General features: G+C 41.8%; 14 protein-coding genes and 1 other annotated feature. All 14 genes read right to left on the bottom strand.

Translation table 11 applies throughout. The features are described 5' to 3' along the window. Positions 1-56 precede the first annotated feature (56 nt). The 14 genes from rpsL to rae1 all read right to left on the bottom strand — a co-directional run bounded on the left by rpsL (position 57) and on the right by rae1 (position 14126). Positions 57-476, bottom strand: a complete 420-nt coding sequence (rpsL, locus tag MHH61_RS09560) for a 30S ribosomal protein S12 (RefSeq protein WP_008356518.1) — start codon at positions 474-476, stop codon at positions 57-59. Positions 477-589: 113 nt separating this feature from the next. Continuing rightward, positions 590-838 (bottom strand): 50S ribosomal protein L7ae-like protein, encoded by a 249-nt coding sequence (locus MHH61_RS09555; protein WP_024425593.1) that lies wholly within the window; start codon positions 836-838, stop codon positions 590-592. Between the two features lie 144 nt (positions 839-982). Then, a complete protein-coding gene (gene rpoC, locus MHH61_RS09550; RefSeq protein WP_024425592.1) occupies positions 983-4582 on the bottom strand; it encodes a DNA-directed RNA polymerase subunit beta' in 3600 nt (1199 codons plus the stop codon). A 61-nt stretch (positions 4583-4643) separates the two neighbouring features. Then, a complete protein-coding gene (gene rpoB / locus MHH61_RS09545; protein ID WP_024425866.1) occupies positions 4644-8225 on the bottom strand; it encodes a DNA-directed RNA polymerase subunit beta in 3582 nt (1193 codons plus the stop codon). 255 nt (positions 8226-8480) lie between these two features. After that, positions 8481-9086, bottom strand: coding sequence for a class I SAM-dependent methyltransferase (locus MHH61_RS09540; protein ID WP_125587478.1), 606 nt, complete (start codon positions 9084-9086; stop codon positions 8481-8483). Between the two features lie 96 nt (positions 9087-9182). Beyond that, entirely contained in the window at positions 9183-9548 is a 366-nt protein-coding gene (gene rplL, locus MHH61_RS09535; RefSeq protein WP_008345418.1) for a 50S ribosomal protein L7/L12, read from the bottom strand. A 48-nt stretch (positions 9549-9596) separates the two neighbouring features. Then, positions 9597-10097, bottom strand: a complete 501-nt coding sequence (rplJ, locus tag MHH61_RS09530; RefSeq protein ID WP_024425590.1) for a 50S ribosomal protein L10 — start codon at positions 10095-10097, stop codon at positions 9597-9599. Positions 10098-10166: 69 nt separating this feature from the next. Beyond that, positions 10167-10307: a sequence feature (ribosomal protein L10 leader region), on the bottom strand. Positions 10308-10356: 49 nt separating this feature from the next. Further along, a complete protein-coding gene (gene rplA, locus MHH61_RS09525) occupies positions 10357-11055 on the bottom strand; it encodes a 50S ribosomal protein L1 (RefSeq protein WP_017359164.1) in 699 nt (232 codons plus the stop codon). Positions 11056-11154: 99 nt separating this feature from the next. Further along, on the bottom strand, positions 11155-11580 hold the full coding sequence (rplK, locus tag MHH61_RS09520; RefSeq protein WP_003216956.1) for a 50S ribosomal protein L11: 426 nt from the start codon (positions 11578-11580) through the stop codon (positions 11155-11157). A gap of 171 nt (positions 11581-11751) precedes the next feature. Next, a complete protein-coding gene (nusG, locus tag MHH61_RS09515; protein WP_003217197.1) occupies positions 11752-12285 on the bottom strand; it encodes a transcription termination/antitermination protein NusG in 534 nt (177 codons plus the stop codon). A gap of 171 nt (positions 12286-12456) precedes the next feature. Further along, positions 12457-12633 carry a preprotein translocase subunit SecE gene (gene secE / locus MHH61_RS09510; RefSeq protein ID WP_008345422.1) on the bottom strand — a complete coding sequence of 59 codons (177 nt, stop codon included), beginning with the start codon at positions 12631-12633 and terminating at the stop codon, positions 12457-12459. Between the two features lie 34 nt (positions 12634-12667). Further along, positions 12668-12817, bottom strand: coding sequence for a 50S ribosomal protein L33 (gene rpmG, locus MHH61_RS09505; RefSeq protein ID WP_008356502.1), 150 nt, complete (start codon positions 12815-12817; stop codon positions 12668-12670). 76 nt (positions 12818-12893) lie between these two features. Beyond that, positions 12894-13550 (bottom strand): RNA polymerase sporulation sigma factor SigH, encoded by a 657-nt coding sequence (gene sigH, locus MHH61_RS09500; RefSeq protein WP_008345424.1) that lies wholly within the window; start codon positions 13548-13550, stop codon positions 12894-12896. Between the two features lie 63 nt (positions 13551-13613). Further along, on the bottom strand, positions 13614-14126 hold the full coding sequence (rae1, locus tag MHH61_RS09495; RefSeq protein WP_024425589.1) for a ribosome-dependent mRNA decay endonuclease Rae1/YacP: 513 nt from the start codon (positions 14124-14126) through the stop codon (positions 13614-13616). Positions 14127-14128: the final 2 nt, after the last annotated feature.

Raw genomic sequence — 14128 nt, 5'->3', positions numbered from 1 at the left:
CTTCCTGACTCCACTGATCTGATATCAACTTCTAAAAACCCTTATGTTTGTTTGTATTATTTGCTTTGTTTAGGGCGTTTTGTTCCGTATTTAGAACGTCCTTGCATACGACCGTCAACTCCGGCAGTATCAAGCGCACCACGAACGATGTGGTAACGTACACCCGGTAAGTCTTTTACACGTCCGCCACGGATAAGTACTACACTGTGCTCTTGTAGGTTATGTCCGATACCAGGAATGTAAGCTGTTACTTCAATCAAGTTAGACAAACGTACACGAGCATATTTACGTAGTGCTGAGTTTGGTTTTTTCGGTGTCATTGTACCGACACGAGTACAAACCCCGCGCTTCTGTGGAGATGTTACGTTAGTGTGCTCTTTTTTGAAACTGTTGTATCCTTTGTTAAGTGCAGGTGACTTTGAGTTTTCAACTTTACTCACGCGTCCTTTGCGTACTAGCTGATTAATTGTAGGCATGTTGTTATTCCTCCCTTCATTACTTTTTTTATAACCCACATACCCAGGTGGTTCATCAAAAGGCAAAAAACAATGCTTTTGCATTTTAAGCATGCAAAAACAAAACAAGTACGTTATAACATAATGGCAACAGCTGCTGCCCCAACTTCAATTCCGCAGGCCTTGCCGAGCTTTTTCATGGAATCTACCACTAAAATGTCTACACCCTTCTCTTGTGCTAGTTTCAATACACTAGCAGTTAAAGCAGGATCAGCATCTTTCGCTACGACGACTTCCTTTACTGAATCTCGTTTCAGAGCTTTTACTGTTTGCTTCGTACCGATAATAATGGATTGAGCCTGTGATACTTTATCATAAGACATCGAATATCCTCCAAAGTAACAGGTTTTATTTTGAGCACCTTGGTTATATTATCATCATGGCAGAAGGATGTCAATATCGTATGACAGATTATCTTGACATCCTTCACCATTTTTGATGATTTTATAGGAATCTCACGAGAAAGATTACTCTACAGGAACCATATCGTCAGACGGCTGCACTTGCGAAACCGGCTTAACTTTACGGTAGTTTGGCATTCCCGTTCCAGCAGGAACAAGTTTACCAATGATCACATTCTCTTTCAAGCCAAGCAGTTCATCACGTTTTCCTTTGATCGCCGCATCTGTTAGGACACGAGTCGTTTCTTGGAAGGATGCCGCAGACAAGAATGAGTCTGTTTCAAGCGAAGCTTTTGTAATACCAAGAAGAACTGGACGGCCTGTTGCAGGACGTTTGCCTTCGAATAGTACTTTTTTGTTCGCTTCAGTGAATTGATGTACATCAAGAAGTGTGCCTGGTAATACGTCTGTATCCCCTGCATCAGCGACACGCACTTTACGAAGCATTTGGCGAACCATTACCTCTACGTGCTTATCTCCGATTTCTACCCCTTGCATACGGTATACTTTTTGTACTTCATGAAGCAGATATTCTTGAACAGCTGTCATGTCAGTCACTTTAAGAAGTTCTTTCGGATCGATCGAACCTTCTGTCAGTACTTGACCACGAGTAACTGTGTCACCTTCAACAACTTTTAGACGCGCATTGTAAGGAGCTGTGTATGAGCGAGTTTCAACTTCGCCTTGAACCACAATTTCCTGCTGCTTGTCACGAACATCGTTAATTTCAGCAACGACACCATCAATTTCAGAAATTGTCGCTTGCCCTTTCGGATTACGCGCTTCAAATAGCTCTTGGATACGAGGTAGACCTTGAGTGATATCGTCTCCTGCTACCCCACCGGTGTGGAACGTACGCATTGTAAGCTGTGTTCCTGGCTCACCGATTGATTGTGCAGCGATGATTCCAACTGCTTCACCGACTTCAACGTCAGTACCAGTTGCAAGGTTACGGCCGTAGCATCGTTTACATACACCATGAGGCGTGTTACATGTAAATGCAGAACGGATCCATACTTCCTCAATTCCTGCTTCAACTACTTCAAGTGCTTTATCTTCATCAATTAGTTCGTTTTCGGCTACAATGACTTCGCCTGTTTCAGGATGAACAATTGGTTTTCTTGCAAAACGTCCGATCAGACGTTCTTCAAGTTTCTCAATAATTTCATTTCCTTCTTTAATAGACTTCGCCAAGATTCCACGGTCTGTACCGCAATCTGTTTCACGGATGATGACATCCTGTGCAACGTCAACGAGACGACGCGTGAGGTAACCTGAGTCAGCTGTTTTAAGGGCTGTATCGGCAAGACCTTTACGCGCACCGTGAGTGGAAATAAAGTATTCCAATACGGTTAAACCTTCACGGAAACTAGATTTAATCGGAAGTTCGATGATACGTCCAGCCGGGTTGGCCATCAGACCACGCATACCAGCCAGCTGAGTAAAGTTAGATGCGTTACCACGCGCTCCAGAGTCACTCATCATGTAGATTGGGTTGACTTCATCAAGGGACTTCATCAGTTTACCTTGGATCACATCTTTAGAAGAACTCCAGATTGAAATAACTCTCTCATAACGCTCTTCTTCAGTAATCAAACCACGTCTGAATTGCTTCATGACGTTATCTACTTTTGCTTGTGCTTCTTCAAGAATTTGCTGCTTATCATCTAATACGACGATATCAGACACACCAACCGTAATACCGGCTTTAGTAGAGTATCTGAAACCAAGATTTTTCATGCGGTCAAGCATTTTAGATGTCTCAGTGATATGGAATCTCTTAAAGATTTCTGCAATGATTTTACCTAAAATACCTTTTTTGAACGGCGCATTGATTTCTTGTTTCTCGATCGCAGCTTTTACATCCTCACCTTTTTCAAGGAAGAAACGATCAGGCGTTTTTTCTTCAATATTGCTCTTTGTCGGCTCATTCATGTATGGGAATGATTCCGGTAAGATTTCGTTAAAGATCAGTTTTCCAACTGTTGTAATCAACAATTTAGAACGCTGTTCATCTGTGAATGTCACATTCTTCAACGAGCTAGCTGCAACAGCTACACGTGTATGAAGATGCACATAACCATTTTGATAAGCTAGAAGGGCTTCGTCAGTATCTTTGAAGACCATACCTTCTCCGATAGCACCTTTGCGCTCAAGTGTAAGGTAGTAGTTACCAAGCACCATATCCTGAGATGGCGTAACAACTGGTTTTCCATCTTTCGGGTTCAAAATGTTTTGAGCCGCAAGCATTAAGATACGAGCTTCAGCTTGAGCTTCAGCAGACAATGGTACGTGAACCGCCATTTGGTCACCGTCAAAGTCAGCGTTGTAGGCTGTACATACAAGTGGATGCAGACGAATTGCGCGTCCTTCCACAAGTGTAGGTTCAAACGCTTGAATACCAAGTCTGTGAAGAGTCGGTGCACGGTTTAGTAAGACTGGATGCTCACGAATAACTGATTCTAAAACATCCCATACTTCCGGCTGCACGCGCTCAATTTTACGCTTCGCACTCTTGATGTTGTGAGCTAATCCTTTTTCAACAAGCTCCTTCATCACGAATGGTTTGAATAATTCAAGAGCCATTTCTTTCGGAAGTCCACACTGATACATTTTCAAATGTGGTCCTACGACGATAACGGAACGTCCAGAATAGTCAACACGTTTACCAAGCAAGTTTTGACGGAAACGTCCTTGTTTCCCTTTCAGCATGTGAGAAAGAGATTTCAATGGTCGATTTCCTGGTCCTGTTACTGGTCGGCCTCTACGTCCATTATCAATCAAGGCATCGACAGCTTCTTGAAGCATACGCTTCTCGTTCTGAACGATGATGCTTGGCGCGCCAAGATCTAATAAACGCTTCAGACGATTGTTACGGTTGATGACACGACGATAAAGGTCGTTCAAGTCAGAAGTAGCAAAACGTCCACCATCAAGCTGAACCATTGGACGTAATTCTGGCGGAATAACCGGAAGTACATCAAGAATCATCCAAGATGGTTTGTTTCCTGAGTTACGGAAGGCTTCTAACACTTCAAGGCGTTTGATCGCACGTGTACGGCGCTGTCCTTGAGCAGTTTTCAGCTCTTCTTTCAGTGTATCTACTTCTTTTACAAGATCGATATCTTGAAGAAGTTTGTTGATTGCTTCTGCACCCATAGCTGCTTGGAATGTATTACCGTATTTATCTAAATAAGCACGGAATTCTTTCTCAGAAAGAAGTTGTTTCTTCTCAAGCGGTGTATTGCCCGGATCTGTCACAACGTAAGAAGCGAAGTAGATCACTTCTTCTAACGCACGTGGTGACATATCAAGAACAAGACCCATACGGCTTGGGATACCTTTGAAATACCAAATGTGGGAAACTGGGGCAGCCAGTTCGATATGCCCCATTCTCTCACGACGGACTTTTGCCCGTGTTACTTCTACACCACAACGGTCACATACAACACCCTTATACCGAACGCGTTTATACTTCCCACAATGACATTCCCAGTCTTTTTGCGGTCCGAAGATACGTTCACAAAAGAGACCATCTTTTTCAGGTTTCAGTGTACGATAGTTAATCGTTTCAGGCTTTTTCACTTCACCAAAAGACCAAGAACGGATTTTATCAGGTGATGCGAGACCGATGTTCATATACTCAAAATTGTTCACATCTAGCAAGGGGCCTACCTCCCTTTTAATCTTCGGGTTATACCCTAGTCACTTGCTCTAATCGTTTCTGCTATTCTTTTGTGACTGCGTCACGTTCAAGATCGACAGGTGCGAGGTCTGCAGCATCTTCGTCATTAGATAACGCTAATCCGTCTGCTTTCTTCGTTTCCTCATCGTCTTCTAAATCTCTCATTTCTATCTCTTCTTCATCGCCAGATAGGATTTTCACATCCATACCTAAACTTTGAAGTTCTTTGATTAACACTTTGAATGATTCAGGGACACCTGGTTCAGGTACGTTATCCCCTTTGACGATGGCTTCGTATGTTTTCACACGACCCACAACGTCATCCGATTTAACTGTTAAGATCTCTTGAAGTGTATATGCTGCACCGTAAGCTTCAAGTGCCCATACTTCCATCTCTCCGAAACGCTGACCACCAAACTGTGCTTTACCGCCAAGTGGCTGCTGCGTAACAAGTGAGTATGGTCCAGTTGAACGAGCGTGAAGTTTATCGTCAACCATGTGAGCCAGTTTGATCATGTACATGATTCCGACAGATACACGGTTGTCGAATGGTTCACCAGTTCGACCGTCATAAAGGACTGTTTTCGCATCACGGGACATACCTGCTTCTTCAAGCGTTTCCCAAACATCTTCCTCGCGCGCACCATCAAATACTGGTGACGCAATGTGGATGCCGAGGTAACGTGCAGCCATACCCATATGAAGCTCAAGTACCTGACCGATGTTCATACGAGATGGTACCCCTAGAGGGTTCAACATGATATCGATCGGTGTTCCGTCTGGAAGATAAGGCATATCTTCTTCTGGAAGGATTTTAGAGATAACCCCTTTGTTACCATGTCGTCCGGCCATTTTGTCACCTTCAGAAATCTTACGCTTCTGAACGATGTATACGCGGACTAATTGGTTTACACCTGGAGGTAATTCATCTCCATCTTCACGGTTGAAGACTTTTACATCGTGGATAATTCCGCCGCCGCCGTGTGGAACACGTAGTGACGTATCACGAACTTCACGAGCCTTTTCACCGAAGATTGCATGTAATAGACGTTCTTCAGCTGTTAGTTCAGTTACACCTTTAGGCGTTACTTTACCTACAAGAAGGTCTCCGTCTTTTACTTCTGCACCAATACGGATGATTCCGCGCTCGTCAAGGTTGCGTAAAGCATCTTCCCCAACGTTTGGAATATCACGAGTGATTTCTTCTGGTCCAAGCTTTGTATCACGAGCTTCTGATTCATATTCTTCAATATGAATAGACGTGTAGACGTCATCTTTTACAAGGCGCTCACTCATGATGATCGCATCCTCGTAGTTGTAACCGTCCCAAGTCATGAAGCCGACCATGACGTTACGTCCTAGAGCCAATTCACCTTTTTCCATAGAAGGACCGTCTGCAAGGATTTCCCCTTTAACGACTTCATCTCCAACACTTACGATAGGACGCTGGTTGTAGCAAGTCCCTTGGTTAGAGCGGACAAATTTCAGCAGGCTGTATTTGTCTAGGTTTCCTTTGACTTGTTGTCCGTCAACGTCTTCATAACGGCGAACCCAAATATTTTTTGCTTCTACACGTTCTACAACACCTGGGTATCGGCAGATGACAGCAGCACCAGAGTCTTTACCTGATACGTACTCCATACCTGTACCAACAATCGGTGATTCTGGCTGCATCAAAGGCACAGCCTGACGCTGCATGTTCGCTCCCATTAGAGCACGGTTAGAGTCATCGTTTTCTAAGAATGGGATACATGCTGTCGCTGCAGAAACAACCTGCTTTGGCGAAACGTCCATGTAGTCAACGCGGTTTCGAGGAACAACGGTGTTTTCCCCTCTGAAACGAGCAATGATATTATCATCGATAAACGAACCATCATCAGCTAACTGAGCGTTCGCTTGTGCTACTACGTAGTTATCCTCTTCATCAGCAGTTAAGTAATCGATTCTCGGTGTCACTTTACCAGTTTCAGGATCAACCCGGCGGTAAGGTGTTTCGATAAATCCGAAGCGATTCACTTTTGCAAATGAAGATAGAGAGTTGATCAAACCAATGTTTGGACCCTCTGGTGTTTCAATCGGACACATACGTCCATAGTGAGAGTAGTGAACGTCACGAACTTCCATTCCTGCACGCTCACGTGTCAAACCACCCGGTCCAAGCGCTGACAGACGACGTTTGTGCGTCAATTCAGCAAGCGGGTTTGTTTGATCCATGAACTGAGAAAGCTGAGAACTACCAAAGAACTCTTTGATAGAAGCGATCACAGGACGAATGTTGATCAGCTGCTGAGGTGTGATCGTGTTTGTGTCTTGAATTGACATTCTTTCACGGACAACACGCTCCATTCTGCTTAAACCAATACGGAATTGGTTTTGCAGAAGTTCACCTACAGAACGCAGACGACGGTTACCAAGGTGGTCGATATCATCTGTGTCACCTACACCATGAAGAAGGTTGAAGAAGTAACTGATTGACGCAATGATATCAGAAGGCGTGATGTTTTTCACAGCTTCCTCTACATATGCATTTCCAATCACGTTGATCACTTGCTCGCCTTCTTGATCAGTCGGTGCATAAATCTTAATAGATTGAAGTTCTACTTCATCTTCTACTACGCCACCATTAGGATAAAGCTTTCTAAATCCGATGCCGTTTTCTAAGTATGGAAGAACTTTATCAAGAACTCTTCTGTCTAAAATTTGACCTTTTTCTGCTAGAATTTCACCTGTTTCAGGATCAACTAGCGTTTCAGCCAATTTTTGATTGAACAGTCTATTTTTAATATGAAGCTTCTTATTAATCTTGTAGCGTCCAACATTTGCTAGGTCATATCTCTTAGGATCGAAGAAGCGAGAGTCTAGCAAGCTTTTCGCATTTTCAACAGTTGGCGGTTCTCCAGGACGGAGGCGCTCGTAGATTTCGAGAAGTGCTTTATCCGCATTCTCTGTATTGTCTTTTTCCAGCGTGTTGCGTAAGTATTCATTCTCGCCAATGAGGTCAAGAATCTCTTGATCAGAGCTGAAGCCGAGAGCACGCAAAAGAACCGTAACCGGCAACTTACGTGTGCGATCGATGCGTACATAGACTACATCCTTCGCATCAGTTTCGTATTCTAACCATGCGCCACGGTTTGGAATGACAGTCGCAGTAAAACCTTTTTTACCGTTTTTGTCTACTTTACCACTGAAATATACACTTGGAGAACGCACTAACTGAGAAACGATTACACGTTCCGCACCATTAATGATAAAAGTACCTGTGTCTGTCATGATTGGGAAATCACCCATGAACACATCTTGGTCTTTTACTTCTCCAGTTTCTTTGTTAATTAAACGAACTTTTACTCTTAGTGGAGCAGAGTAAGTTACATCACGTTCTTTTGATTCTGCTACAGGATACTTAGGATCCCCTAGGCTGTAATCAATGAATTCAAGAGAAAGGTTACCAGTAAAATCCTCAATTGGGGATATATCTTGAAACATCTCTCTAAGACCCTCATCAAGAAACCACTGATAAGAAGAGGTTTGAATTTCAATGAGATTTGGTAATTCTAACACTTCGCTTATGCGTGCGTAGCTTCTGCGCTGGCGGTGTCGTCCATACTGAACTAGTTGACCTGTCAACTGATTCACCCCTCAAATCATGCGTATTATATGTGTAAAAAGTATTTCTGTCTTTCAAATGTCAGTAAAGAAATACTTTTACAAGACAAAAGAAAAAAGGGTTTCTAAAATAAGAAAACCACATCCAAAAACAAATACCGATTTTATTAGTTTTCCCAAGTATGCATAATTTATACAAAATAGTTGTTTTTTAAGCCTATCAAGCAAAATATACACATTGGCATTTTATAATGTTAACACAGCTAGGAAACTGCGTCAAACTTTTTTAGCTTTGATGATATAGTAGCCCTTTTTTTTCAGCACAACCTCGACTTCTCCAAAGAGCTTCTCTAATTTTTCAATCGCAGATGGTCCACCTTGCTTTTTCTGAATAACCACCCACAACTCACCTTCCGGCAATAAATGATCAGCACTTTTTTCAAAGATCGCATGTACAACTTTCTTCCCTGCCCGTATTGGGGGATTGGTCAGTATAGAGGCAAAAGCAGCTGAGGAATGAACATTCGAGAACAAATCACTTTGATAGATGCGAACATTATCAATGCGATTATGTTTAGCGTTTTCCTTTGAAAGTTCGACTGCTCTTTCGTTCACATCAATCATATGAATGGTACGGCTAGTCATTTCGTTTGCTAACGATAAGCCGATCGGTCCATAACCGCAACCGACATCTAAGACATCGCCATCCAAGTCAGGTTCTTCGAAAGCTTCAATTAAAAGCCTTGAACCAAAGTCGACTTCTTTCTTAGAAAACACTCCACTGTCACTTGTAAAAGTAAAGGTACGGTTTCTCAAGGTGAAGTCCCATGTCTGTTTATTGCTTTTCACTGATGGCTTTTCCGTATAATAGTGGTCACTCATGGTGAATGGACCTCCTCTGGATTCAATCGTTTCAGGAGATTAGAAAAGAAAAAGCCCGCCAGTAAAAGCGAGCTTTCCCAAAAGATTAGGCGAAGATTACTTAACTTCTACAGAAGCGCCAACTTCTTCAAGCTTAGCTTTAAGTTCTTCAGCTTCTTCTTTAGCAATACCTTCTTTAAGTGGTTTTGGAGTGTTGTCAACAAGTTCTTTAGCTTCTTTCAAGCCAAGACCAGTGATTTCACGAACCACTTTGATAACTTTGATTTTTTGGTCTCCAGCACCAGCAAGTACTAGATCAAAATCAGTTTTTTCTTCAGCAGCAGCACCGCCACCAGCAGCTACAGCTACAGGAGCAGCAGCAGTTACGCCAAATTCTTCTTCGATTGCTTTTACTAAGTCGTTTAACTCAAGTACAGTTGCTTCTTTAACTGAAGCAATGATTTCTTCGATATTTAAAGCCATTTGTAATTCCTCCATTTTAAGTTTTTTTACGTAAACGTAAAGTACGCATTAAGCGCCTTGTTCTTCTTTTTGATCTGCAACTGCTTTAGTAGCAAGAGCAAGATTACGAACTGGAGCTTGAAGAACGCTAAGCAACATAGAAAGTAAGCCTTCGCGAGACGGAAGTTCCGCAAGAGCCTTCACTTCTTCTACAGTCGCTACGTTTCCTTCGATGACACCAGCTTTGATTTCTAAAGCTTCGTGGCTTTTCGCAAATTCGTTGATGATTTTCGCAGGTGCGATAACATCTTCGTTACTGAATGCGATAGCGTTTGGACCTGTTAAGAAATCGTTTAAACCCGTTAGTTCAACTTGTTCAACTGCACGGCGAGTCAAAGTGTTTTTGTAAACTTTGAATTCTACGCCAGCTTCACGAAGCTGTTTACGAAGTTCAGTCACTTCAGAAACTGAAAGACCGCGGTAATCTACAATGACAGTAGACATACTATCTTTAAATTTAGAAGTAATTTCATCAACGACAACTTTTTTAGTATCGATTGCATTGCTCATGGTTACACCTCCTGTACATTCTTTGTGTAACACTTATACCGATCAGGCCATCACGTTCCTAACGAACGGTTCTCCATATAAAAAGCCTCCACTAAGACATGGAGGCTGTATATACAAGCATACGTTAACGTAAGACTGTGACATATACACCTCGGCGGGTTAATTAAGCCATAAGGCCCCTGCTGTCTACGGTATAAATGGACATTATTCTATTTTACAACATTTTGATATTATCAAAATGGTTGTCATAAGTCAAGAATTATTTTGCAGAGAAAGAAGATGGATCCACTTTCACGCCAGGGCCCATAGTAGATGTAACAGAAACGTTTTTCACGTATACACCTTTAGCCGCTGCAGGTTTTGCTTTAAGGATTGTGTCATAGATTGTTGCAAAGTTCTCAACAAGCTTTTCGTCCTCGAAAGAAACCTTTCCGATTGGCGCGTGGATGTTACCAGCTTTATCAACGCGGTATTCTACTTTACCAGCTTTGATTTCATTGATTGCTTTTTCAACTTCGAACGTTACAGTTCCTGTTTTAGGGTTTGGCATAAGACCTTTTGGTCCAAGTACACGACCGATCTTACCAACTTCACCCATCATGTCAGGTGTCGCAACGATTACATCGAATTCGAACCAGCCTTGTTGGATTTTAGTGATGTAATCAGAATCTCCAACGTAGTCTGCTCCAGCAGCTTCTGCTTCTTTTGCTTTTTCGCCTTTAGCGAACACAAGAACGCGTTGAGTTTTACCAGTTCCGTTAGGAAGTACAACTGCACCGCGGATTTGTTGATCGTTTTTACGAGGGTCTACGCCCAAACGAAAAGCAACTTCTACAGTCGCATCAAATTTAGCTGTATTTGCTTTTTTTGTAAGAGAAACAGCTTCAGCTACATCATACGCTTTAGTACGATCGATCAGCTTAGCAGCTTCTACATACTTTTTACCTTTTTTAGCCATTATAAAAATCCTCCTTATGTGGTTTTAGCGGAATAACCTCCCACGAATAAGGGTTGCGAACTTGTCAAAACCAAACTCGCAACCCAACAAGACAAAAAATTAATCTTCGATGACAATACCCATACTGCGTGCAGTACCTTCAACCATGCGCATAGCTGATTCAACGCTAGCAGCGTTTAAGTCAGGCATTTTTGTTTCCGCGATTTCGCGTACTTTATCACGCTTAACAGTTGCCACTTTATTACGGTTAGGTTCACCAGAACCAGACTCAATACCAGCTGCTTTTTTAAGTAAAACTGCAGCAGGTGGAGTTTTAGTAATAAATGTAAATGAACGGTCTTCAAAAACCGAAATTTCAACAGGAATGATAAGACCAGCTTGGTCAGCTGTACGAGCGTTAAACTCCTTACAGAATCCCATGATATTAACACCGGCTTGACCTAGTGCAGGTCCAACTGGTGGAGCTGGGTTAGCTTTTCCAGCAGGAATTTGCAATTTAACAACTTTAACTACTTTTTTAGCCACGAGACACACCTCCTTAAAGTCCGTGATGTGGTAATAGGGGAATCCCCCTCCCACTCAACAACTTCATTCTTTATATGAATGACGAAATAACTAGCTAGCGATCTTGAGTGAACTCAAGACGTACCTTTGCTATATTACCACTTCTATACACTCATTTCAAGCTCTTTTAAATTACAATTTATCGATCTGTGTGAACTCAAGTTCAACAGGTGTTTCTCTACCAAACATATTAACGAATACTTTGACTTTGCTTTTATCGTAATCAATTTCTTCAATCGATCCAGTGAAGTTAGCAAATGGTCCATCGATGACCTTAACTGTTTCTTTCAGTTCAAAGTCGATTTCTGTTTTGCGTTCTTCAAGACCCATTCTCTTCAGAATGGTTTCGGCTTCGCCTGGCAGCAGTGCAGTCGGCTTTGAGCCTGATCCAGCTGATCCAACGAATCCAGTGACACCTGGTGTATTACGAACAACATACCAAGAGTCGTCAGTCATCACGATTTCCACTAGGACATAGCCAGGGAATACTTTCTTTTTGACGACTTTTTTCTTACCATTTTTAATATCCGTTTCTTCTTCTTCTGGTACGACGACGCGGAAGATTTTATCCTGCATGCCCATTGATTCAACACGCTTTTCCAAATTCGCTTTTACTTTGTTTTCATAGCCAGAGTACGTATGCACAACATACCAATTCTTTTCCATTTTCGTTCAGGACTATTTAGTCCTTCCCTCCCCACATTTCATAATGTCTATTTGACGAATCTCGAGTAACGGTAAATATTTTCAAGCAATTGAAAAAACCCGTAAAACGGGTTTTTTGGCAAGTCATATTATGATCTATTATAGCACGTTCAGCAGACCATTATTCAAGTATTAATGAATTAATTCGATTAATTGTGAGATTCCTATATCAAGAAAAGAGAAAAAGATGGCAAAGAATACGACTGTTAAAATAACAGTGATTGTGTAGCGGACCATTTCGTTCTTCTTTGGCCAGCTGACCTTTTTCATTTCTTTTCCGACACTTTTTAAGAAACTGATAATACGCATGTAAAAGACCTCCACAGATTAAAGAACGCAAATCTTACTTCGTTTCTAAATGTGTTTTATGTGAATTACAAGTCTTGCAATATTTCTTAACTTCTAATCTTTCAGCTGCTGAAGCAACACTTTTCATTGTCGTATAATTGCGGCTTCCGCAGTCTTTACAGGCTAGAGTAATCTTTTTCCTCATATTTACACCTATTTTCTCGACATCATTTCATTAGTACCTTATCACAGTGTCGAAAAAGCTGTCAATATAGGTTTGATTAGAGACTAATCTCGCGAAGCTCTAAATATTTCTCTAATTTTCTCTTTACTCTTTGGAGTGCGTTATCAATTGATTTCACATGACGGTTTAAATCTTCCGAAATCTCCTGATAGGATCTGCCATCAAGATACAGCACAAGTACCTTTCTTTCCAGCTCGCTTAGCAGTTCACCCATCTTCATTTCGATATCATCAAATTCTTCTTTGCTAATAATTAAGTCTTCTGGGTTAAGCGCTTTAGCACCGGAAATGACATCTAATAATGTTCTGTCCGATTCTTCATCGTAGATCGGCTTGTCTAATGATACATAGGAATTTAACGGGATATGTTTTTGGCGAGTAGCTGTTTTAATTGCGGTGATAATTTGGCGGGTAATACATAATTCTGCAAAAGCCTTAAATGAAGTAAGCTTGTCCTCTCTGAAATCGCGGATAGACTTATAAAGTCCGATCATTCCCTCTTGGACAATGTCCTCTCGATCCGCTCCTATCAAGAAATAAGATCTTGCTTTCGCACGTACAAAATTGCGGTATTTCGTTATTAAATAATCTAGCGCATCACTATCTCCGACATGAACCCTTTCAATGACTTGTTCATCTTCCAACTGGCAAAATTGCTCTCTGATGGACTTACCCTTGCTGTTGTTTAGATTCACTTCGATCCCCCCGACCGCACCTAGATAGAAATATTATACATTAATGGTTGAAATATCGTCAAGCTATTCCAGATTCCCGCGCCGCCATTTTTCAAACGTTTTCAATACATCTTCTGACAATTCAATCTTAGATGCTGGTTTATCAGAAGTAATCTTTTTGACCCTCGTTTCAATCTTTCGTTCTATCACTTCAATCTCTCTTAAAAGCTCACGAGCCGACTTCCGAAGAGCTCCTTGTCCAAAAATAGCCCATTGTTCCGTAAAATCTGAGGTTGCCACATGAATTTGCGTCCGGATATTATTCAAATCCTGCGCCAGCTTTTCAATCCGCTCATCCGCCGTTTCATTCTCTCTCGTAAAGATGACCTCTACTCGGTGGTTGGTCCGCTTTTTTTCAATTCCTTTGACCATATGGGCATCGAATACGACAATGACTCGATACCCTGTGTATGCTTGATATTCTGCTAAATGTTGAATCAGCACGTCTCTGGCTTCTTCAAAGCTGTTTTCCTTTAAGTGCTGCAGCTGAGGCCATGCACCTATCATGTTGTATCCATCGACTAAGAGGATATCCATCT

This window comes from Bacillus sp. FSL K6-3154, assembly GCF_040869395.1.
GTDB classification, from domain to species: Bacteria; Bacillota; Bacilli; order Bacillales; family Bacillaceae; genus Bacillus; species Bacillus safensis.
Note: the sequence above shows the minus strand (reverse complement) of the source record. Positions and strands in the feature narration are given on the sequence as shown.

Coding starts and splice junctions, on each gene's coding strand:
- nusG (WP_003217197.1), bottom strand. CDS start 12,285: ATGGAAAAGAATTGGTATGTTGTGCATACGTACTCTGGCTATGAAAAC.
- MHH61_RS09555 (WP_024425593.1), bottom strand. CDS start 838: ATGTCTTATGATAAAGTATCACAGGCTCAATCCATTATTATCGGTACG.
- rae1 (WP_024425589.1), bottom strand. CDS start 14,126: ATGGATATCCTCTTAGTCGATGGATACAACATGATAGGTGCATGGCCT.
- MHH61_RS09540 (WP_125587478.1), bottom strand. CDS start 9,086: ATGAGTGACCACTATTATACGGAAAAGCCATCAGTGAAAAGCAATAAA.
- rpsL (WP_008356518.1), bottom strand. CDS start 476: ATGCCTACAATTAATCAGCTAGTACGCAAAGGACGCGTGAGTAAAGTT.
- rplA (WP_017359164.1), bottom strand. CDS start 11,055: ATGGCTAAAAAAGGTAAAAAGTATGTAGAAGCTGCTAAGCTGATCGAT.
- rplJ (WP_024425590.1), bottom strand. CDS start 10,097: ATGAGCAATGCAATCGATACTAAAAAAGTTGTCGTTGATGAAATTACT.
- rpmG (WP_008356502.1), bottom strand. CDS start 12,817: ATGAGGAAAAAGATTACTCTAGCCTGTAAAGACTGCGGAAGCCGCAAT.
- rplL (WP_008345418.1), bottom strand. CDS start 9,548: ATGGCTTTAAATATCGAAGAAATCATTGCTTCAGTTAAAGAAGCAACT.
- secE (WP_008345422.1), bottom strand. CDS start 12,633: ATGCGTATTATCAGTTTCTTAAAAAGTGTCGGAAAAGAAATGAAAAAG.